8 protein-coding genes are annotated in these 24,137 nt (G+C 59.6%); all 8 read left to right on the top strand.

Annotation, left to right across the window (positions count from 1 at the left end; all coding sequences use genetic code 11):
• Window positions 1–671: 671 nt before the first annotated feature.
• Window positions 672–2,357: a TolC family outer membrane protein gene (locus AX724_RS17070; RefSeq protein WP_066768642.1), complete on the top strand. Its 1,686-nt coding sequence runs from the start codon at window positions 672–674 to the stop codon at window positions 2,355–2,357.
• Window positions 2,354–4,543, top strand: coding sequence for a type I secretion system permease/ATPase (locus AX724_RS17065; protein ID WP_066768639.1), 2,190 nt, complete (start codon window positions 2,354–2,356; stop codon window positions 4,541–4,543). Before AX724_RS17070 ends, AX724_RS17065 begins: the two co-directional genes overlap by 4 nt.
• The gene (locus AX724_RS17060; protein ID WP_066768629.1) at window positions 4,540–5,934 is read left to right on the top strand and encodes an HlyD family type I secretion periplasmic adaptor subunit; all 1,395 of its coding nucleotides are present in this window, start codon (window positions 4,540–4,542) and stop codon (window positions 5,932–5,934) included. The genes AX724_RS17065 and AX724_RS17060 overlap by 4 nt, the downstream gene beginning before the upstream one ends.
• 373 nt (window positions 5,935–6,307) lie before the next feature.
• Window positions 6,308–7,294 carry an SEL1-like repeat protein gene (locus AX724_RS23480; RefSeq protein ID WP_156448134.1) on the top strand — a complete coding sequence of 329 codons (987 nt, stop codon included), beginning with the start codon at window positions 6,308–6,310 and terminating at the stop codon, window positions 7,292–7,294.
• Window positions 7,287–7,874, top strand: coding sequence for a hypothetical protein (locus AX724_RS17055; protein ID WP_156448133.1), 588 nt, complete (start codon window positions 7,287–7,289; stop codon window positions 7,872–7,874). The genes AX724_RS23480 and AX724_RS17055 overlap by 8 nt, the downstream gene beginning before the upstream one ends.
• A 341-nt stretch (window positions 7,875–8,215) precedes the next feature.
• Window positions 8,216–8,542, top strand: coding sequence for an SEL1-like repeat protein (locus AX724_RS17050; protein ID WP_156448132.1), 327 nt, complete (start codon window positions 8,216–8,218; stop codon window positions 8,540–8,542).
• Window position 8,543: 1 nt separating this feature from the next.
• Window positions 8,544–9,062, top strand: coding sequence for a hypothetical protein (locus AX724_RS17045; RefSeq protein WP_066768616.1), 519 nt, complete (start codon window positions 8,544–8,546; stop codon window positions 9,060–9,062).
• Window positions 9,063–9,148: 86 nt separating this feature from the next.
• The gene (locus AX724_RS17040) at window positions 9,149–24,133 is read left to right on the top strand and encodes a Calx-beta domain-containing protein (protein WP_231736733.1); all 14,985 of its coding nucleotides are present in this window, start codon (window positions 9,149–9,151) and stop codon (window positions 24,131–24,133) included.
• Window positions 24,134–24,137: the final 4 nt, after the last annotated feature.

The following is a 24,137-nucleotide window of genomic DNA, read 5'->3' as shown; positions in this document are numbered from 1 at the left end:
TGGGCGTGGAAACGCACAGACCGCAGCATATGGGAGCCGAAGTCCGAGAGGAGTTCGGCTCCTGTCGCGGATGCGGAAAATGCAAATCTCAGGCGCTTGATCAACGCTGGGGATATCAACGGTGGGGCAACGAGAACGAGCGCAGAAGATGGCCGAGCAGACCGCGCCGCTTGTCCATGTTGCGATCGAGACGATGGCCTGACGGAACAGGCCAGCTGATTGAAGAAAACCTACTGACAGTCTGAGCCGCCGACTACGTTGTCCGCGCCTAATTGCGTGACGCTTTATGACCCAATAAATCTTGATTAGTGCATTTGCAGTGCTCATTAAAGAAGCACGACCAATGATATTCTGTCATACCGAACAGAAAGATACTTTCATCGCCAAATGATGAGATAACACTTCAACGCGCCAAAACTTACATTCAAATTGATTGTTTTTTACTCGTAACAGAAGCAATTGACTTGGCCCCTTGACGGGATAATAGGTGATCCGGGGAATGAGGCGCAGCGTTTTTCCGCGCCGTTCGGGGGCTGGCAATTTCGATGTACAAGACTCTTGCTGTTGGCGTTATCGGCCGTCGGTCCGCGATCGCGACCTGCACGCAAAATTGTGCGGCTATGCCCCATCTTTTCGCTTTTGACCGCGTTTGATCCGATCGGGATCGAGCCATGGCGCGTTTTTGCTACCGGTATATCGGCGGCCTTGCCGTGACGGCGTCAGCCTTGTTGCTGACAGGCAACGCCACTGCCCAGGGTCCTTCGCAACGCCTGAACAAAGCGCATGATGCCTATCCAACCCCGCGCATTGCCTTTGACGAAGAGCCAGTGCCGCCGCCCGCCGACGATAGTCTCTCGGCCGCTATAGCGGACAGTTTTACATCCAATCCAGGGCTAGGTGCGCGCCGCTACGATTTGCGGGCAACCGACGACGAGGTCGGCATAGCGATGTCCCAGACGCGTCCGTCGGCACAGGTGCAACTGTCAGGTGGCTATGAACTGACATTGCCCGGTGCAATCACTCAGGCAAACCGCCCCCTCTCGGACCGTCTCAACGACCCGAATATCGAGCGCAACGATCTCGCATCCCAATTTGTCATAGACCAGCCGATTTACACGGGAGGCCGTGCAGCAAGTGCCTTGCGTGCGGCCCTTGCCGGCAGCGTAGCGGGAAGGGAAACCTTGCGCGGAGCCGAGGGTGATTTGCTCGTCGATCTGATCGCAGCTTATACCGATGTGCGCCGCGACGGCCGTTCGCTTGTAATCCGGCAGCGCAATCTACGAACTTTGGAAGCTACCCTCGACGAAATCGCCGCGCGGCGCGATGCCGGTGAACTCACCAGAACCGACATTGCGCAGGCTGAGACGCAAGTACAGGCGGCACGTGTGCAGCTCAATGCCGCCGAAACCCAGCTGGAATCCAGTCGCGCGGCGTTCACGGCCATCGTCGGCCGCGAGCCGGGCAATCTCGCGCAGGAGCCGGGGCTACCGGATTTGCCCCGTACGGCCGACGAAGCCTTCGCGATGGCCGAAGCGAGCAACCCGGATCTTGCCGCTGCCATTGCAACCGCCCATGCATCTCAGGCGCGGATCGCGGCTGCGCAAGCGGAAGGCCGTCCCGAACTATCGATCAGAGGCACGGCCGGCACGACCGGTCCGGCCGCGCATTTCGACCGCGCAGATCAGGACGTCACATTTACCGGACGCGCCACCCTGACGATCCCTCTGTTCGCGGGTGGTCGTATCCGCTCGGCCGTTGCCCAGGCTCGCAATCGCCAGACCGCCGATACGCTTCGTATCGAAGCAACCCGGCGGCAACTGGTCCAGGCGATCGTCAATGCCTGGAATCAGTGGGTGACGGCTGATCGAAATGCCTTGGCGCAGGATTTGCAGGTGCAGGCGGCCCGCATTTATTATGAGGGCACGCTCGAGGAGTATCGCGAAGGGCTGCGGTCCACTTTCGACGTACTCTACGCGCAGAATTCGCTCAATGAGACGCAGATTGCCCTGCTAGGCAGCAAGCGGGACCGCTATGTCGCGCAAGCCATCCTGTTGCGCCATCTGGGCCAACTTGAGACGAAGCGGCTGCTTGCCAACCCGCCCGTTTATGCCCCGGACGATTATCTCGAAAAAGTCGAACGGCGTAGCGCCGTCCCCTGGGGCGGCGTCATTCGCACGATTGACAGGCTCGGTGCTCCGAGCGGCAGGCCTCGCGCCCCTGAGATGCCCGAATCGCAGGCAAGCGCCCTTCCTGCGGCAGCTTCGCCCGCCCAGGCCCCCCTGGACCTCATGCGCGGCGGACCGACTGCCTCAGAAACCCGCTCTCCTTCAACCGCCACCCCGAGAACCAAGCCATGATCCCCGACCAGGCGACTGAACCTTCAGCCGAGACGGCGGGGCAAGACGACTCGGGCCTCATTGCCTATGCGACGCTCCTTGCGCTTCACCGCATCGCGGTGGACCCGGCACAGCTGCGTCATAGCCTTGGCCATGACCGCGGCGTAGACGCCGACGATCTCAAGCGCATTGCCAAGCGCCAGGACGACGTTCGGGCTAAATCCGTTCGCTCTTCCTATGACAAGCTGCGGCAAACACCCCTTCCCGCACTCGCCAACGGCCCGTCAGGATGGTTCATCATTGCCCGGATCAGCGACGATGAAGCCCTGATCCAGCCGCCATGCCACAGCTCGGAAGGCGTCCAGCCCCAGATCATGAAGGTCGACAGGGCGGCGCTCGAGGCCATGTGGTCGGGCGAACTTCTGCTGGTAACAACCCGTGAAGGCATTGGCGGCGTCACGCGCGCATTCGACGTTTCCTGGTTCATCCCCCAGATCGTCAAATATCGCCGCCTGATCGGTGAGGTGCTGCTGGTGACGCTCGGCATCAATCTTCTGGGCCTTGCTTCGCCGCTGTTCTTCCAGAATGTCATCGACAAGGTGCTTGTCCACAATACGCTCGACACGCTCACGATCCTGGTAATCGGCTTTGGCGTCGTCTCGGTGTGGGAAACTCTTTTCGGGTGGCTGCGCACCCGGCTCTATTCGGAAACCAGCCAGAAAATCGACGTCGAGCTGGGCGCCAAGCTCTTCCGTCACTTGCTTGGCCTTAACCTGGCGTATTTTGAAGCACGCCGGGTTGGTGACATCGCCATGCGGGTACGACAGCTCGAAACGATCCGCGAGTTCCTTACAAACTCATCGCTGACGGTGCTGATCGATCCCCTCTTCACGATCGTCTTCCTTGTGGTGATGTGGTTCTATTCCACGCAGCTCTTCCTGATCTCGATCCTGGCGATCCCTGCCTATGTCGCAGTCGCTGTTTTCGTCACGGGTCCCCTGCGCGCGCGCATCGAGGAAAAGTTCGAGCGCGCGGCAGCCAACAACGCGCTCCTGATCGAGAGCATCGGCGGAATCCAGACGGTCAAGGCCGGCGCTGTCGAACCGCAATGGCAGGATCGTTGGGAACGGCAGCTCGCCGGCTACAGCTTCGCCAGCCAGAAGGTCATCAATCTTGGCAATACCGGCAGCCAGCTGATCCAGCTCATCTCCAAGATCAATATGGTTCTGATCCTCTATTTTGGCGCCAGGGCGGTGATCGACAAGGACCTGACCGTAGGCGGCCTCGTCGCTTTCAACATGTTTGCGCAGCGCGTATCGGGCCCGGTGATCCGCATGGCGCAGCTGTGGCAGGATTTTCAACAGGTACGGATCGCGATCGAGCGCCTGGGCGACGTGCTCAACCAGCCGGTGGAACCTGGTACCGGTAGCCGCGTCGCCCTCCCCTCGCTCAAGGGCGAGGTTAAGTTCGAGGGCGTCAAGTTCCGCTATGGCCTCGATGGTCCCTGGACACTCGAAGACATCGACCTCACGGTAGCGGCGGGCACCTCGCTAGGCATCGTCGGCTCCTCGGGCTCGGGCAAGTCGACGCTGACCAAGCTGCTTCAACGCATGTATGTGCCCGCTGCCGGGCGCGTCCTCATCGACGGCGTCGATATTGCCCAGATCGACCCGGCATGGTTGCGGCGGCAGATCGGCGTCGTCCTTCAGGAAAATCTGCTGTTCAACCGTTCGATCCGCGAGAATATCGCGCTCGCAAACCCAGCCCTGCCGCTCGAAAAAGTGATGGCGGCGGCTGAACTGGCTGGCGCCCACGAGTTCATCGTGCGGCTGCCGCAAGGCTACGACACGCCGGTCGAAGAGCGTGGCACCAACCTGTCCGGCGGCCAACGTCAGCGCCTGGCCATCGCCCGGGCGCTGGTGACTGGGCCGCGCATTCTCATTCTCGACGAGGCGACCAGCGCGCTCGATGCCGAAAGCGAGGAGATCATCCAGAAAAACCTCAAGGCGATCTCCGCCGGCCGTACGGTGATCATCATCGCGCACCGCCTCTCTGCCGTACGGCAATGCGATAATCTTATCTCACTGGAAGCTGGCCATATCGTGGAACGCGGCAATCACGAAGAACTGTTGCGGAATAACGGGCGCTATGCAGATTTGCATCGCCGCCAGAGCGGTGCCGGTTTCGCACGAGGTGCCGACGTATGAGCGCGTGGCGTCACCATTGGGATGTGCTCAAGGAAGCACTTAGGGCGGATCGGGAATGGCGCCGGACCTTCGTCCCCTCCCGTGAGGCCGATTTTCTTCCTGCCGCGCTCGAGGTTGCCGAACGTCCTGTGTCTCCCACGGCGCGGATGGCCGCCTGGATTCTGACGATCGGTCTGCTTCTTACGATCCTGTGGACCGTGTTCGGGAGGATCGACGTCGTCGCTTCTGCGCCGGGCAGCGTGATTCCGACCGGCAACATCAAATTGGTCCAGTCACCTGGAGCAGGCGTTGTTCGGGCGATCTATGTACGCAACGGCGATTTTGTGCGGCGGGGCCAGGCCTTGCTAGATCTTGACCCAACGCTGGCCGGTGCCGACCTCGCCTCCGCGCAGAAGGCACTGGCGAGCACCGAACTCGACATCGCCCGCAACCGGGCAATTGCCGACGCTTTATCCGGCAAGGGTTTGCATTTCACGGCTCCCAGCGGAACGCGGCCGGAAATCGCGGACACCCAACGACGCCTGATCGCCGCGCAACTTGCTCAAATCGAGGCAAGCACCGCCAGCCTGGGCGACGCGCGTTCCTCCGCTCTTGCTGACGTGACTGCGGCACGAGCATCCGCAGCCCGCCTTGCCGACACGGTGCCAATACTCGATCGCCAGATCGCCCGCATGAACCGGTTGGACGCGAGAGGATATGCACCTGGACAGCGCTTGCTGGAACTGGAACGCCAACGGCGATCTGAAGCGGGGGATCGTGAGATCGCCCTCGCCCAGGTCGACCGAGGCCTGGCCGAGGCGCGAAAGCTCGACCAGCAGCGGCGCGAAGCCCGTGAGCAAGCCAGGCATACGGCACTCACCGACCTTGCAAAGGCAGAGGCCGACGCAATCCTGCGTCGTGAGGAAGTAACGAAGGCCACCCAGATGAACCGTTTCCAGCGGCTCGTTTCATCGGTTGATGGAACGGTACAAAGCCTCGAGGTCCACACTGTGGGCGGCGTTGTAGAAGCCGCCAAGCCGTTGATGACGGTGGTGCCCGCCCGCGGTGGGCTGGAGGTCGAAGTTCGCATCCTCAACAAGGACGTCGGCTTCGTGCGGGTCGGGCAGGAAGCGGCGGTGAAGCTCGAGGCATTTCCATTCACGCGTTACGGCACGATCCCTGGCCGTGTTCGCTCGATCAGCCGCGATGCAGTGCAGGATAAGGACCTCGGCCTGGTCTATATCGCCACCATCGCGTTGGCGCGGAGCTACATAGACACGGACGGTCGGCGGACCGGGCTGGCCCCGGGTCTTGCCGCAACTGTGGATGTGAAAACTGGGACCCGGCGTATCATCAGCTATCTGCTCAGCCCGCTGCAGACGAGCATAGCACAGGCCGGCCACGAGAAATGATGCAAGGAACCGCAGAGATCTACGGCAGAACAGGCGATTGCGAAAGGTCCCGGCTGTGTCGCGCTCAGTAGCATTTTCTCGGCTCATACCATCCGCAACGTTAAGGTCGGCGGCGACATTCGAGATTACAACCGAAACATCGAGCAATATTTCATATCAGTTTAGCCAGGTCTGGGAAAAGCCTACCTCAAGCAAGGCGAGAGCGATAAAGTCCATTCTTCAAATTCCTATGAATTCGCAACACTTCTCACCGTTCGTGAATCTAAAACAGACGTTATTCTATCAATCACGACGCAAGGTATGCGCACTCTGGAAATCATTCGCTATACAGACGCTAGTGCTTTCCATAACCGCGTGCAGCGGAACCAGCTACATGGGCATACCCTTACAACCTGATAGCGAATTATCCGCTCTCGCACGCGAAGCGAAAGCGGGTGAAAAGAATGCCCAGTATCAGCTTGGAATGAGGTTCGAGAATGGCGACCAAATTCCATCGAATCAGGAAAAAGCGCGGAAACTGTATTTCTTGGCGGCTACCCCCACCGGCGGGTCTCAAATCACCTACGTACCTACAAACAATGGCGTGAAGCCTCAGCTTATTAATCGTGGCCCACTCGTGGCGGGGATCGCAGCAGCGAGAGAAAAGCTAGTCCAACGTAACGAATGGTCAGGGGATCGGACTCAAGACATATCACAGCTTGGTTCGAGCTCGGCGAGAGACTTTACTGTGCCCGACGCAGTGGACGCGCACAATCGCCCTCCTCGGAAAGTAGCCGTCGATATAATTCTAGACGATTTGGTCCGCATTGAACTTTTCTCTGATCGCTGCCTCAGTCGGCAAAAGGGTAATGAACCTAAAGACTATGACGCTTATGCTCTTGATGGATGGAATTGCCTTCTAGAATCAACGCTACCATCGGGTTGTGGTGAGTATCTCAACCGCCTTCCCGACATCGCACGGTCTGTGCGTTATTTTGATAAGTTTGCGCTATTGAGACGAAGACTTAATGCGGTGATTAATAACTGCCAGTCAGCAGGTGCTGATCATTCCTCGAAGTGGCCCGCCAAAATTCATCCGACATTCCTTGACATTGAGCTCGATGATCTTGGACAGGCAAGCAGAACGCAAAAATCGCTCGTCGCACAGTTTCGCTCGGCCCAATTTGTCCACTCGGACGGGCCAATCTTGCCAGGTTACGCATTCGAAACAGCCATGTGTCGCATGTTGACGAATGGCCAAGAAATTCGCGACTCAGTTTTTTGGCTGCTCGCCTGTCAAAATGATGAGTTTGTTGAACGACAAAGGGCCGCAACCGCAGTAATTGATGAGTTTATCGAAAAAGGGGGTAATAATGACTGATCCGACCAGAGCGATTGAAGCGCCTCGGCCCTCGGGCGTATCGTCGTATATATCGATCGGCACCCCCATTAGCAGCACGCCCCCTGCTCCTCCAACCAATGGACAGCCACTTGTAAAGGGAAATTTTAAATACGACTTCGATAGGGATGGCTGGGTTCTACGTGAGGACCTAGTAGCAAGGGCCGACTTGCCTGTGCTGATCATGGTTGGGGCGGACGACTATTACTTCAACTGCATCGACGGTCTCGTGAGCACCGTGATCGACGGCACAGCCGACCCATTTACGAAGGCCTTTTTCGCAACCGTTGGAACAGCCGAAACGCCAAAAGACGGATGGGGGCGGCGTCCTGAGCAGTACCGCGATGGGGCCGTTGTTGTCCTTGACTTCCAATATTACCAGATATCCGAAGGCGCCGCCACGATCCAGGACAGGACCGGCCAACGCCCGATATCGGGGATTGAAGGTATTGATAATGCAATTGCATCCGATAACTTCTGGTGGGGGACTACAAAGATGCTGATAGCAATACAGTTCATCAAAAATTCAATTAACGGCACCGGTAAGAGTGCGATCAATTAGTTGAGATACTGTGCAGGATAAAGATTTAGGGCTGGTCTATGTTGCTACCATCACTCTGGAGAAGAACGTTATTAACGCGAACAACTCTCAGTACGCGCCAACCCCTGGTCTGGCAGCAACGGTGGATGTCAAAACCGGTACTCGAAGAATCATATCGTACCTTTTCAGTCCGCTTCAAAGGAGCATCCAACAGGCAGGGCGAGAGCAGTGAGGCTAAGGTTAAGCTTGAGCGAGGTCGTATGGCATCACAAAACGCGGGCGTGAGACGCCGGCTCGTCGCCGGGATCGCCGCAGCCACAGCCCTTCTGACGCTGCAGGCCTGCGCGAGCAGAGCCAGCTTCATGAGCGTTCCCCTCGCTGCAGGCCAGACCAATCCTGAATTGCAGCGACTAGCTGCCCGCGCGCGCGCCGGAGACAAGCAGGCGCAACTCGAACTGGGAATCAGATTCGAGGAAGGGCTAGGTGTAGGGCGCGATATCGAGAAGGCCCGAGACATGTATCGCCTTGCGGCGTCTGACAGCGGTGGGTCTGTGTGGGTGTATGTCCCACCAATTGGAGATGGAAGCATGGGCCGGGTCATGCAGGCGGACAGAGGCCCGAAAACGCCCGGACTGGCCGAGGCGAAGGCAAGACTCCATTTGCTCGAAAGAATTCAGGGAAAGAACTAATATGGCGTTCATTTCCGACAACGCGAACTTCCATACCTACGAGGCGAAACCGCATCGTGGGCGCGTTCCATATTATCGACAATTAATGATCGTATCGATTTCGCTGATAGCCATCGCCACTCAAGGATGTTCAATGAACAATAACATGATTGAAGAGCATGAACGGATATGCAAGCAGAACATGAAGGTCATTGTTCATGATAACGATCTGTGGCGTGAATATCGTGCTCAATCCGCCGCTGCGTATCAAAGAGAGATACAGGAAACCCCTCCAATGACGGGGCGCACCTATTATACGCCTGTTGGAGATTTCGATACATCATTTGGCAAGAATAAATCACATTTTAGGCCGAATGTAGACGACAAGATTGTTCGCGATGACATTTTTATTACGAAAGGCGATAAGGTCGTCGCTCAGATTGTTGACTATATATATCAATATCGGTCCATCGATGGACCAACGGGTTTCAATTGCTTAAAATTTTATAAAGACTTATCTGTTGGGGGTGTTGATCAATGAGCGATAATCCGCCCCCAACATTTGCACGTGACTACCTGACATCTGCTCAAGTCGCAGCTCTAGGCTACATCGCTCCGGCAGTTAATATGTCTTTGAACGATACTGGCCCTGTTCTTGCTTTGAAGATTAAAACAAATCCCGGTGCCAGTGGGATTTTCACTGAGTCGGAGCTTACCAATTTCACAAACAACTATCGTTTCGTCGGTTCGACGTCGCGCGGACCGGGCGTTGCTGGTGGTGACGCCGTCGCCTTTCAGAATATCCAAACGGGCACAATTATTGTCGGAGTTGCAGGCGTAAACGATCATTCGTTCGCTTACCAAGAGTTGCCGCAGACGGACATCCAGACTGCGCTAACTGGTGGCAACGGCGCGATGTATGCCGACATTCAGACTTTTGTGTTCGGCTTGATGAACCAATATTCTACCGCACGTTTTGACCTAAATGGCCATTCGGCCGGGGGCCAGATGGTGCAACTTTTGCGTGCCGATGCGTCCTTGCAAGGCTTGAGCTCTCGCATTGTCACATCAAATACCTTTGGCTCTTTTGGTATCGGCTTCAGTCATCTGTTCCCGAATGGTAATGTTACAGGCTTCTCCGACATTATTACCGAACTTGATCGTATTGAAGATTCTGCCGGTTTTGTTCATTTCCGTAATGATAGCGATGGAGTGCCACTGTATTCCGATTCATCGGGCTATAGGCTTGCGGGGCCTGCGGCGAAGTATCTCGATGACGGAATTGATTACAGGGATAATTTCGGTTTTGTAACGGCTCATGGGATGGATATTTACATCCGCTCATTGAGGGCAGGTATTAACAATCAGGCGGCAATTATTTCTGACCCAACCGCACGGCCAGATGCGATTGCGGCGATAGCGCAACATTTGGCCGTTACCGAAGATGAAGCTGAAGAAATTGTCGTCGAAGCCAAGCGGCAACCAGATGGATCGCTCATTGTGGGCACCAGAGCGAATCGGAGGCCGGCATCTCTGACGACCTATCGAGACCCAGAGACCGGGGCGTTTGTGCCAGAAGGTATTGACGTAACGATTATTCGCGGAAAGCCCTATTATACGGATCGAGACGGTCAAGAAACGCGCTTCATCATCAAGAAGGATGCTGAAGGGAATAGCTACATCGATGCGGCAATTTCGGGCAACGATGACATGAACGTCATCCGCCGCTTTTTGCCGGATGGCAGATTGATCGCTACAGATTTCAACGGCCGGACTTTCGTTGGCCTCGATTTCGCGAATGCGGGTGGAATAATCGGTTCGCAGCTCGGTTATCGTCTTGCCAACGGCGACGTTCTAACTGGCATCGTTGCATCGGCTGCCTTGAAAACGCTCGGCGACAATCTGGGAGACTCGCTTGATCGAGCTATTGGCGGCAAGTCCATAGGCGATGCCCTGGAAGGCGGTTTTGAGGCGTTTGGACAAGAGTTTGTCGCGAATCTCAAGTCGGCAGGCCTTGGCGCGATTTCATCATTCCTGACGGCGGAACTGGTCAACGCAATTGGGCTTGACGGTTTCGCGGGCGAACTTGCCAACAGTTCGGCCGGTTATGCGGTCGGTCAGATAATTGGCAACATTGCAGGCGGCGAGGCAATATTCGAAGGCCTTGAGTTCGCCGATCTTGGCAATGCTGTTGGTGGCTTCCTCGGCTCCTATTTAGCATCAAATATCGTGAGTTTTGACACCCTCGGTGGACAATTGGGTTCGGCGGTGGGTGCCGCCCTTGGCGGTATCGCTGTTGCTAGTTTGGTTGTCGGCACCGGAGCATCTGCAACGCTGGCGGGCGTACAACTTGGCGCGCTAGCAGGTCCCGTCGGTGCGGCGATTGGTGCGTTCGTCGGCTTCATTGCTGGTGGCCTTATCGGTTCCCTCTTCGGCGGTACGCCGCGTTCTGGGGCGGATTCTGCCTGGGATTCAGAGCAACAGAAATTTGTGGTGGCCAATGTATGGTCGAGGAAAGCCGGATCGAAGGATGCAGCCCGCAGCGTGGCGTTTGCGGTTTCCGACACGTTCAACGCCGTGCTGTCGGCGACAGGCGGCACATTACTCAACCCGGAGGCCGTGCAGTCGGGCAATTACGGGATGCGCAAGAGCGCCTTCGTCTACAGGCCCTCTTCGACGCGCGACAGCGATGCGATCACGCAGAAATTCTCGGGCAAGGATGCGGCGACACGGTTGATCGGCTATGGCGTGTATCAAGGGTTGACCGATCCCGACTTCCAGATCGCCGGAGGCGATATTTATGTGAAGCGCGCGCTTTACAACTCGTTGGAGATCGGCGGGCCTGATCCGCAAAACTTCGACAGTAGCGTGCTTCTGGGCAATATAACCTCGGCCCAGCAATATGAGAGCTACCTCGGCAATTCCAGCGTAATCAATGTGTTGGTGGCGGCCGAACCAGACAGCGCCTTTGCGATCGAGACGCTGATCACGCTCGCCCGCGCGCAAGAACTAGGGCTGACAAGACGTGCCGCAAGCGATTGGTTCGGCGGATTTGATTTCCTTATCAAGGAAGCCGAGAGCACCGCCGCCGATGTCGATTTCGGGTTCGATTACGATCCGGCAAGCGGCCAGGTAAGCCGCCAGATTGGCGTCGGCGACTATGTGCTCGGCGACGCGATCGATATCGCGGGCCAGACCACGATTGAAGCGGATAGCGCCAACAACACGATCGACCTTCGTAACGGCGACCTCGCCGACCAGCGCGGTTTTACAGTCAACAGACATTTCAACAACGATATTGCCGCAGGCGGCACGGATTTCACGGTGAAGACCGCAACACTCACGTTCGCTGCGACAACTTTGCGCTCCACGGTGCAAGTCAATGTCACGGTTGATGCGCTAGCAGAAGCCAGCGAGAATTTCCTCGCATCGCTTTCGAATGCTCCGGGCATGCAGATCATGGGCGGAGCAGCAACTGCAACGATCATTGATGGCACGGCAGCTTCTCCCACCCTGATGGTTGGCAACAGCTATGCCTGGGAAGGCGACGGCTACGCGGTATTCCGCCTCTCGCTTTCGAAAGCAGCCACAAGTGCGGTCACCGTTAATCTTGCCCTCGTCGCCGACAAGGCGACCGGCGGTGGCGTCGATTTCGGCAGCACTGGTGCGGCCAATATTCAGGTCTCCACCAACGGCACGACCTGGACGAACGCGACCAGCGCAACCTTCGCGGTTGGAGCGACGCAACTGTTCGTGCGGACCGCAGTGGTCGCCGACAACGTCGCCAATCCGGATTACGTGGCCCCGGTCGTAGTCAACGGCCAGGTCGTCACTCCGGGCAATGGCAAGCCGCAATTTCTCAACGTCGAGGGCAACGAGAAATTCAGCCTCCAGGCGACGGTGTCCGCAGGCGCGTCCGCTCTCGCCAATGGCACGCAGCCGGTGACGGGAACCGGAACGATCGTCGACGGCGCCGGAACCGAACCCCTCGTGTGGATCGACAGCGTCACTGTTGATGAAAGCTCGGGCAAGGCGATCTTCACCGTGTCGCGCTCCCGCACGATGGCGGCATCGACGACCGTTGGGTTTGCGACGAGCGACCGCCGCGTCCTCGATATCCCGATTGCCGCGACCGTCGATGGCGGCGCAGGCAACGACACCATCTACGCGTCGAACCTTGGCGACAATATCTTCGGTGGAACCGGAGACGACATCATCTACGGCGGCCGTCTCGATGACTGGCTGCTCGGCGGTGACGGCAACGATACGCTGAATGCGGGTTCGACCGCAGCCGGATCGCTCGGCGGCGATGGCAATTACCTCAACGGCGGAGCGGGCAACGACACGCTCACAGGCCGCGAAGGGTCCGATTGGCTCGAAGGCGGCGAAGGCACCGACACGCTGCTCGGCGGCGCCGGCGATGACATTCTCGTCGGCGGAGCCGGCAATGGCGACAGCCTCAAGGGCGGCACCGGCTCCGACCAATATGTCGTCCGGCGCGGAGATGGCGCGGACATCATCGACGAGGCCAGCACGGAATCGGCGCTGACCAACACCAGCGCCGATGGAATGGCTCAACGCCTAACTGCCATTGAGAATTGGAAGACCACTCCGGGGCAGGCAGGTGCCCTGCGTCCGGACTGGGTCGGCGCTTCGGCGGGTGTGGCATCTGGAACCGTGGAGGGCGGCGAGGACGCCATCGTATTCGGTGCCGGGATCGACATCGGCGACGTTCGCCTCAAGCGTTCGGGTACGGCGACCGCCCCCGGCAATGACCTGCTGATCACCCTCATGCAGACCGTCGGCACCGTCGAGAATGCGACCAGCACCGTTATCACAGTCAAGGACTGGTTCTCCAACCCCTACAAGCGTGTCGAATGGCTCAAATTTGCCGACGGCAACGAAATCCGCATCGGCGACACCACAAGCTTTATCGCGGGTGGGTCGGGCAACGATGTGCTGATCGGCACGCAAGGCAATGATTTCATTGCAGGCGATGCGGGCGATGACAAGATCTTCCTTCTTGCGGGTAACGACGTCGGAAATGGCGGCACCGGCAATGACATGATCCTTGGCGATGCCGGTAAGGATCTGCTCATCGGTGGCCTCGGCAACGATCAGTTGCTGGGCGGCGCCGGGATAGACGCGATCACCGGCGATGCCGGAGCCGACGACATCTATGGCGGCGCGGACAATGATATCGTCTCGGGCGGAACCGGCGATGGCGACGTCGTGGTTGGCGGTGCCGGTAACGACACCTTCAAGTTCGCGCGCGGCGACGGCCGCGATATGGTCTTCGACGATTTCGCCAATTACTGGCAGACCGTCTGGATCGCCGGCGAATGGAATTCCGCGTTCAGCTACAACGCCACGACCGGCATCGTTACGGGTCCTGGTGGAGCGGTGCTGCGCAAGAATGTCGGGACCGCTGACGAGCCCGATTTCCAATGGGTCGGGCGTTACGACTTCGACAGCGCAACCAGTACGCTCAAGGTCTTTGCACCTCCTGCGGACGCAGTCATCACCGCCAACTCGGGAACCGATACGATCGAGTTTGCACCTGGCATCAACCTGCAGGACGTGATCCTGCAGCGTCCTGCCGGATCGAACGATCTCGTCCTTGTCGTCAGCAAGGAGAGCGACGAGGTTTCGGATAGCTCGCTCGTTGCCGACAGTGTCACGATCAAGGACTGGTTCCTCGCGCCCGGCAGCATCGAAAAGCTGGCGTTCTACCAGACCGGCTTGCTCGACATTGATCCGGTGAAGATGGTCTTGAAGGCAGGCACCGACGCTGCGGATGGGACTGCCAGCGCGCCGCTCGCGGGCACGGCGATTGCCGACTGGATCACAGGCGCCGCAGGGGATGATGTGATCGCCGGCGGCGGAGGCAATGATATCCTCGCCGGCAATAGCGGTTTCGATACGCTTAAGGGCGAGGCCGGCGACGACGTGCTCTATGGCGGCACAGGTGATGACGCTCTCGACGGCGGTGCGGGCAAGGATATCCTGGTCGGCGGAGCCGGTCTGGATGCCGCGAGCTACGCGTCCACCTCGGCGGCGGTGCGTGTCCAACTCTCCGCATCGCACACCAACACAGGCGATGCGGCAGGTGACGAATATTATTCGATCGAGAATGTCATCGGTGGCGGCGGTGCCGACATCATCGGTGGCGATAGCGGCCAGAATGAACTGACCGGCGGCAAGGGCAACGATGAGCTTGCCGGCAATGCCGGCGACGACACCTATGTCTGGAACGCAGGCGACGGCGCCGACACCATCATCGAAGGCGGCTTTGTCATTGAAGAAGCGGTGACCGCGGCGGCTACGCTCGGCGCTGGTTTCTCTATCAAGTCCTGGGCCGCCACCGGGGCGGTCGAAGCGGCGTCGGGCAATCGCTATTGGCGCTTGCAGATTCAAGCTGCGGACGGGACCGTTGTCTATGACAACGCCACCTATCTTTATGCACCCGGGACCACCCCAGCTGCGCCGGCTCCGTCAGCCTATGCCCAGGCCGGATGGCTGGGCGGCTTTGCGCGCACCAACCTGCAACAGGTGACCCGCCAGCGCTTCGATGCCTCCGTCAACGGAGGCGATGACGAACTGGAGTTCGGCCCGAACATCAGCCTCAATGACCTCAGCTTCGCCTGGAGCGGCAATGATCTCATCATCAGCGTGGGCGGCCTTGCCACCTCGCAGGTGACGATCAAGGGGCAGAAGCTCGCGAACAGCGCGGTGGAAACGCTCAAGTTCGCCGATGGCATGTCGGTGTCTCTGGCCAGCATTCTCCTGGCGACAAGCGATGCCACGCTCGCAGGCACGGCAGCCGACAATCTGCTTGTCGGGCGATTTGGAGCTTTCAACGACAGTCTGAACGGGGGCGCTGGAGACGATGTCCTGGCCGGCTATGCGGGCGATGACACTCTGCTCGGCGGAGACGGCGACGATACACTGGAAGGCGGCCTCGGCGCGGATACGCTGAACGGCGGTGCCAACAGCTCCAGCGCGGCTTCGACCGATGCCGGCGACACGGCGCGATATGTGCGTTCTGCGGCGGCGGTCACGATCGACCTCAAGCTGGCTGGCGCCCAGACAAGCGTCGATGGTTCGGACGCGCTCGGCGACACGCTCATCGGCATCGAGAATGTCGTGGGTTCGGCCTACAACGACGCCATCACCGGCGACGCAGCGGATAACAAGCTCTTCGGCCTTGCCGGCACCGACACCCTGTATGGCGGCGCGGGCGACGATGTTCTGAGCGGGGACGACGGCAACGACAACCTCTACGGTGAGGATGGCGCGGATTCGATCTCGGGCGGTCTCGGAGCGGACAAGCTCTACGGCGGCGCACAGAATGATGTGCTCGACGGCGGTGACGGTGATGACCAGCTCTTTGGTCAAACCGAGGACGATACGCTCTCGGGCGGTCTCGGCAACGACGCCCTTAATGGCGGGGCCGGCAATGATATCCTTGTTGGCGGCGATGGGAACGACAGTTTCGTCGGGGATGCCGGCGACGATACGCTCGAGGGCGGGCGCGGTAATGACACCCTGAACGGAGGCGCCGGGAACGATACCTACGCCTTCGACCGGTATGCGGGCACGGACACCCTCACTGATACCAGCGGCATCAACACCATCACCTTCGATGAAAGCGTCGCGTACAACGAGTTGTGGCTGACCCGCGTCGGTAACGACATGCGCATCGCAGTGATCGGCTCGGACGCCAACATCACGGTCGTCGGTTTCTTCCTGACAAGCGGCCAGAGCAAGGTCCGGGCGATCCAGACCACGACACATGTGATCTTCCTCGATCATCCCGACAGCCTCAGCCTTGTTACGGCGATGACCGCCACGACCACAACTCCGGCCATCACCCCGACGGCGCTGCCGACAGACATCGCGGGAAAGCTGGCGACCTATTGGCATGCCGGTTCCAAGGCCGCACCAACCGGCCCCGCAGCGCCCCGAACTGTCACATTGGCCGAAGATGCCTCGATTGCCATCAACGGTAGCTACGGCGTGGTCGATCACGATCAGAATCTGACATCCTATGCGCTCGATCCGGCAAAGGGTCCCAGCAAGGGCGTGATCACCAGCTTCAACGCCGCGACCGGCGCCCTGACCTATACGCCATTTGCGGACGCCAATGGCGAGGATACCTTCGTCGTGATCGCTACAGATGCCGATGGGCAATCGGTGGCGCTTCCTGTCAACGTCACGATCACCGCCGTGAATGACGCGCCGCGGGCGATCGCAGTTGTCAATGGCACTGCGCTGCAAATCGCCGAGAGCGCGCCTGGAAGCACCACGGCAAATAACAGCCTTATCGGCGCCTTCACATCGGTCGATGTGGAAGGCGATCCTGTCGCTTATACACTCACCGACAATGCTGGCGGCCGGTTCGTCATTGCCTCAAACGGCGAATTGCGCGTCCTCAACGCGACTTTGCTCAACCGGGAAGCGGCCGCGTCCCACTCGATCCGCGTGCGTGCTACGGACAGCAAGGGCGCCTACACCGAGACGGCGTTCACTGTGACGGTGACCAACGTCAACGAGGCGCCCAATGCGCCTGTTCTGTCGACGTCGACTGGTATCGTTAGCGAATATGTCGCAGGAACGAACACGTCGAATGTCTCCGGACTGGTTGCACGCTTCACCACCAGCGATCCGGACGGCGCGCCCAATCCGTCCATCGTTTTTGTCGCCGATGGCACGGGCAACCCAGGCAACCGCTTCAAGATCTCCGGCACCGACGTTCAGTTCGCGGTGGAACCGGATTTCGAAGCGCTGGTAGGCGCCGGCTTTACGGTCACGGATAGCGACGGGGACGGTCTCGGCGAAGTGACGCTGACCGGAAAGGTCTATGCGTCGGACGGCGCCCTGTCTTCTGCAGCAGTCACCTTCACCGTCAGGCTAGAGGATGTGAACCAGCGCCAGACGGCGATCGCCCTTGCCGGCCCTGCTGCTTCGATCGCCGAGCGCGACCGCGTCGCTACCGGGGTCGCGCGTCCCGCCGTGGTGCTTGGCACGCTGAGCGCCACCGATCCCGACCTTGCAAGCCAGTTGGCCGGCCAGCAGACCTATGCTGTCTATGAGAACAGCGCGACGACCGTCAGTACGCGCTTTGCAGTCAACGCCAGCAACCAGCTGGTGCTCCTGGCCGACAAGAGCCTTGACTATGAAACCGACGGCGCCTCGATCATCCTCAAGGTCCGGGCAACGGACAAGTCCTCGGCGCCGCTCACGTTCGACCAGACCTTCACTTTCGCCATCACCAACGTCGATGACATAGTGGACGGCACCGCGAACGCCGATACTCGCACCGGCCAGCAGAACCGGGACATCCTGCGCGGTCTTGCCGGTAACGACACCCTGTCGGGGCTCGCCGGAAACGACCAGCTGGAAGGCGGCGACGGCAACGACACGCTCTATGGCGGCGATGGCAACGATACGCTGCTGGGTGATACCGGAGACGACAGGCTCTATGGCGAGGTCGGCGATGACAGCCTGACCGGCGGTGACGGTAACGACATGCTCGATGGCGGTCTAGGCAACGACACTCTGGCGGGCGGACTCGGCAATGAGGGTGTTCGTGCCAGCGGCACGGATGCCTGGCGCGGTTTCACGAGCGTTGGCCTTGCAGGCGGCGCCGGCGCGGACATCATCAATGGCGGCGATGGAGATGATTATCTCGAAGGCGGCGATGGTGCCGACCAACTGACCGGCGGCGCCGGTTTCGACGGCGTGACCTACGCGGCATCCACCACTGCGGTGAGCATCAACCTCGCTGCCGGCACGGGTACCGGCGGACAAGCCCAGGGCGATTTGCTGAGCGGAATCGAACTTGTCGAAGGTTCGAACCAGGCGGACACTCTGGTCGGCTCGACAGGCTCGGATGTCCTGAGGGGCGGGGCAGGCAACGACTCGATCAAGGGGGGCGCCGGCAACGACTATCTCATCGGCGGCGATGGCAACGACACACTCGATGCCGAGGCCGGTGACGACTATCTCGATGGGGGAGCAGGCGACGATGTCCTGATCGGGGGCGCCGACAACGACACCTACTTCATCGGCCGAAACCAGGGCAACGATCGCATCAAGAATTTCGATGCGAGCGGAGACAATTTCGATCATCTCGCCCTGGACAGTTCAGTGACCTACACGGACATCTGGTTCGACCGGGTGGACGATCAGGGCCAACCGAGCGGAACGGGCAATCACCTGCGCCTGACGCTGCTGGGACAAGCCGGCGCCGAGGGCACGGTGACGGTGGAGAACTGGTTCACGCTTCCCGACCGAACTCTGCCGGCAAACTATTTCAAGATCGATCTGATCTCCGACGGCACCGACAGGGCCACCGTGCCTGTGAATGTGGATGCGCTCGTTACGCTGATGGCAGGCATACCTGCCCTGAATCGTCCGACGACCCAGGACCAGATGGACACCCTTCGCGCGGCCAACATCGCCTTTGCCAACGGCATGGAGGATTATTGGGGACGCCTGAGCCCTCCAAAAATCAGCGATACCGTCTCGCTCAGCGCGACCGAAGCGCTCGACAATGGAACGACCACGATCAGCTTTGCCACGCGGGCCTGGTACGAGGATCTGCAGGGGCTCGGCATCGCCATCCCGGCAAGCAGCATCGATCTCACGCTGACCGCGCTGGGTGGCTATAACCTTGCCAGCTACGTGACCGGCGTCAATTACGGCACGCCTGACGCAGCAGGAAACCGTACCGTGACCCTCACGCTGGCCCCTAACGCCAGCACGCATTTGTTGCCGGGGGGTACGCTTCCCCTGCAGTTGCAGGCAAAGATCCGGGGAACGACACGCACGGTCAATGACCTTGGCGGCATTGCGCTCAGTATCGCGCCGACGGCGGACAATGGCAGCTTCTCGACGCTTGCGAGCGCCGGCGGTACTGCCGGCGCGAACATCGCCATCTCCGTGGCGGCTGTCACGCCGGATACGGATGGTTCGGAGAGTGTCGATGTTCTCGTGAAAGGCCTGCCCAGCGGATACTCGCTGGTCAATGCTGCAGGCACAGCAGTTGGAATCTGGGAATCCGCCTCTGGCTGGTGGCGACTGACCTCCGCGCAGCTCAGCGGTCTGCGCATGGCCGTCCCTGCCGGACGTTTTGAAAACGCGGCCCTGAGCTTTGCCGTCCAGACAAAGGACGGCACCTCGACGCGGACATCGGCATGGTCGAACCTCGCCGTGGTCGTGAACGGCAAGCCTACGAATATCACGCTGAGCGGCTCCATCGCGGAGAACGCGGCAAACGGAACATTCGTCGGGGCGCTAACGGGCATCGATCCCGACACGGCCGAGGGGATGGCGGCGCCCACAAGCTTCCAACTCATCAACAATGCAGGTGGCCGCTACGTCCTCGACACGGCCAACACGAGCCGCTTACTCGTTGCCAACGGCGGCGCGAACCTCGACTATGAGGCTGCCGGCCGCGACGCGGCCAACACCATAACCGTTCGTGTGTTCGATGCGGCCGGACAATATTACGACAAACAAATCGTCGTACCGCTCACCAACGTCAATGAAACGCCCAATGCGCCCGGAGGAGGGGCGACGGTCTGGTCATTCTTTGACGAAACCGGGTTGGGTTCAAACCCAGCGGTGGCCGGCAAGACCGTCGCCACCCTGGCGCTGAGCGATCCCGATGGTACCACGCCTACGCTGCGCTTTGCGACCGACGGGAACCCCGGCAACTGGTTCACGATCGTCGGCAACCAGATTCGTTTCGCCGCAGGCGTTTCGTATGACTACGAGTCCCTGCGTGCGGCAGGTTACGGCATCAATGACTGGAGCGGCGATGGGCGCCTCGAAGCGCACATCGCGAATGTGTCGGTAGAGGCGGTCGACAGTGGCGGTGCGGTATCGGCGCCGACCCTCGTTCAGGTCTTCATCTCCGACGTGAACGAGAGGCCCAACAATCTTGTGCTGGAGGCATCGAACGTCTTTTCCGAGACAGTGGGCGGCGATTCTCCGCATGCCGGAAATCTGATCGCCCGCTTCACCATGGCCGACCCGGACGGCGTGGCACCCCAACTCTATATCGTTGGCGGTAACGAGAATGGCTGGTTCCAGACATTCTCCAACAACCACATCGCCTTCTCGCCCGGCGTGAATTTCACGTCCGATTGGCTGCGCGCCTATATGGGGCAGTTCGGGACCAGCGCGAACATGAACTTCGATACCGACGGCGATGGTATCAAGGAGGCCCGGGTTGCGACGCTCACGCTGGTCGCGCGCGATGCCTCCGGCGCCGAGTCCTCGCCGTTCAGCTACTCGGTCTACATCGAGGACAAGAATGAGCAGAACGCTCTGACTGGGCGTACTCTAAACGTCATCAATGAGAACACGGCAGTCGGAACCGTCTTCGACACCGTGAACGCGAGCGACCCTGACAGCGGCGCGACGGCGTTCAGCCAGCAGCGCTACTGGTTCTGGGACGGCACGAACTACTCGGCATCCACCTGGGATGGTCGCTACGCGATCGACAATGTGACTGGCGCGGTTCGCGTCAATGCGGCGCTCGACTTCGATACTGCAGGCGAGACCGGCCGCAACTACGTCATTCGGGCCAGGGACAATCAGAATAATGCTGGATTCCGCGAGACAGAGGCGAACTACTGGATCCAGATGGGCGACATCAACGAGCCGCATGCGCTGGTCAGCGCTTCCGGCGCAACTGACGAGGCGAGCGGATTGCCGCCTTTCCATGAGCAATTCAATCTTCGCAATCTGATGCTTCGGGACCCCGAGCAGAGAAACATGCAGTGGAGCTTCGCCGATGGCTCGACGCAATCTGGGATTTGGGAGATCACGTCCGACGGCAGTCTCGTATTCAAAACCGGTTCTGCCGATTATGAGGCGTTGACCACGCGCTACGAGACGGTGACGGAGTGGGTCGACTATGGCTGGGGCCCGGAACCGATCGAAACCACGGTTGCGGTTCGGGATACCTCGCTTGCAACGCAGGTGCTTCAGATCCGCGCCGTCGATCCCACGAACGGAAATTACAATTTCACCGCCAACTTCACGGCGACCATTCGCGACGCACCCGAACAGCCCGTGTTCCAGTCCTCCTACAAAACGTACAATGGGAGCGATGGCCCGGTCATCTTCATCGATAACACCACGTACCGGGTGTCCGCACAGCGCAATGGCGGCAGCATCATCCAGGTCATAGCTGCCGACCCAGAAGGCTCGCCGCTGACATATAGCATTACTGAGTGGAATCCCCGGCGGTTCAATACGACGTCAGGTGGGGGGTCGGAAATCGATGCTTCGGGTGCCCCGACAATTTCCGTCAACTCGGCCGGCAACATTTCCTTCTATACCCCGGGCGAGGGCGGCGGCGAATGGGAAGGCGGCACCAAGATCAATGGCGTTCGCGTAACAGAGAGCATCGAGGTCACCTTCAAGCTGAACATCACGGACAATACAGGGCGTACGACGGCTGTACCCTTCTCCGTCACGTTCATGCGGCGCAATTCCAGCGTGCCGCCAATCGTGCTCGACCTGGACGGGGACGGCATCGAACTGGTGGACTATGCCACATCGAGCATCTCGTTCGATATGGATAGCGACGGCGCTGCCGATCGGACTGGATGGGTGGCTGCGGATGACGGCTTCCTTGCGCTTGACCGCAATGCCAACGGCGCGATCGACGATATCTCGGAGATCAGCTTCATCAACGATGCCGCCAATGCGCTGACTGACCTTGAAGGTCTGCGCGCATTCGACAGCAACGAGAATGGATTGCTCGATGCCGGTGACGCGCGGTTTGGCGAGTTCCTCGTGTGGCAGGATGCGAACCAGAACGGCGTCAGCGATACAGGTGAACTCAAATCCCTGACCGAGGCAGGCATCGTACAGATCAACCTGACCATGCATGAAACGGGTAACGATCTTGGCCAAACCGGCAACATCGTCACGGCAACATCGGACTATCTGCTCGCCGACGGCACGTCACGCGATCTGGCCGACGTGATTCTCTCCTTCGATCCGGTTGCCGATAGCGAAGATCCGGACGCCCCGCCTGAGGCGAGCCCGCCGGCACAGACCGAGACTGCTACGTCGCCGCCAGCGGACGATGGCCTGGAAAGTGGCCAGACTGCTGCCAGCGGAAGCCAGGACGTTCCGGCCGCCGTTTTGGGTGGGGACGATGTTGGCCAGCCCGGAAGCGATGCTGTTCAGGATGAGCCGGAACAACCGGTTCAACCCTCCAGCATTGCCGCCCCCATCGTCCTGGATTTCGATGGCGATGGAAAATCGCTTGTGTCGCTCGCCGAAAGCCTGACCCGCTTCGACATGAACGGTGATGGCGTCGCGGATAAGACCGGGTGGATCGAGAGCGATGATGCCTTCCTTGTCCTTGAGCGCAACGGAAACGGCGTCATCGACGACATCAAGGAAATCTCGTTCCTTCAGGACAAGCAGGGCGCAAAGACGGACCTGGAAGGTCTTGCGGCCTTCGACACCAACGCCAACGGTCTGCTCGATGCGGGAGATGCCCGGTTTGTCGAGTTCAAGCTCTGGTTCGACCGCAACAGCAACGGTACAAGCGATGCCGGTGAACTGCTGAGCCTCACTGAAGCAGGGATCACCTCGTTTGCACTGCAGGGCACGGCTACCGGCGAAACGACTGCCGCTGGGCAAAACATCACGTATAACCGTTCGGCGTACACCCTCGACAACGGTACTTCGGGAACGCTGCTCGACGTCGGCCTCGCGTTCAAGGCGCTCTCGGCGCTGGTCGATCCCGAATACAAGACCGGAGAATGGGCTGGAAAGGCAAAGCGCTTCCGGCTGTCAGGGAGCTCCGATGGCGCCCATGTTATTCCGCGTGACGCGGCAGGGCCCATCGCGGCGTCCGCAGGCCTCATCGGGCCGGCGGCTATCATTGAGCTCGACAACGCGAAGGTGGGCATGTTGTCCGCGATCCTCATCGATCTCGATGGCGACGGGCTCGAAGCGCGCAAGCGCAGCAAGACCGACGCTCGCTTCGACATGGATGGCGATGGAACCCTAGACGATACCGGGTGGGCCGCCGATGGTGATGGCATGCTCGTCCTTGATCGCAACGGCGACGGTGTGATCACCCATGCTTCCGAAATCTCGTTCCTTGCAGAGAAGGAGAATGCCAAGAGTGCCTGGGATGGACTGGGTGTGCTCGATGCCAACAAGGACGGAAAGATCAACGCGACGGACGCCCGGTTCGGCGATCTCAAAGTCTGGCAGGACGGAAATCATGACGGCGTCTCTGATCAAGGCGAACTTCATAGCCTTGGTGATCTCGGCATCAAGGAGATATCGCTGGCGAGCACGAACGTCGGTGAGACCGCGAAAATCGGTCGCAACCTTCCGCTCACGACCGCGATCTATACTAAGGACAATGGCGTCACTGCGACGATCGGCAACGTGGCCCTCGCGTTCGATCCTTCCTCGACGCATACCGAAGCGACACAGGCAGCGGCCCGACTTGCCCAGGCGATGAGCACCTTCGGCGCCAACCAAGGCGATGGTGCATTGACCGGGAAGCTCGTCGATCAATTCCACAGCTATGATATGCTCACGGCTTCGGCTGCCTGAGACC

Source organism: Sphingobium sp. CCH11-B1 (assembly GCF_001556865.1).
Classification (GTDB): domain Bacteria; phylum Pseudomonadota; class Alphaproteobacteria; order Sphingomonadales; family Sphingomonadaceae; genus Sphingobium.
This window is presented reverse-complemented; position numbering and strand designations above follow the sequence as displayed.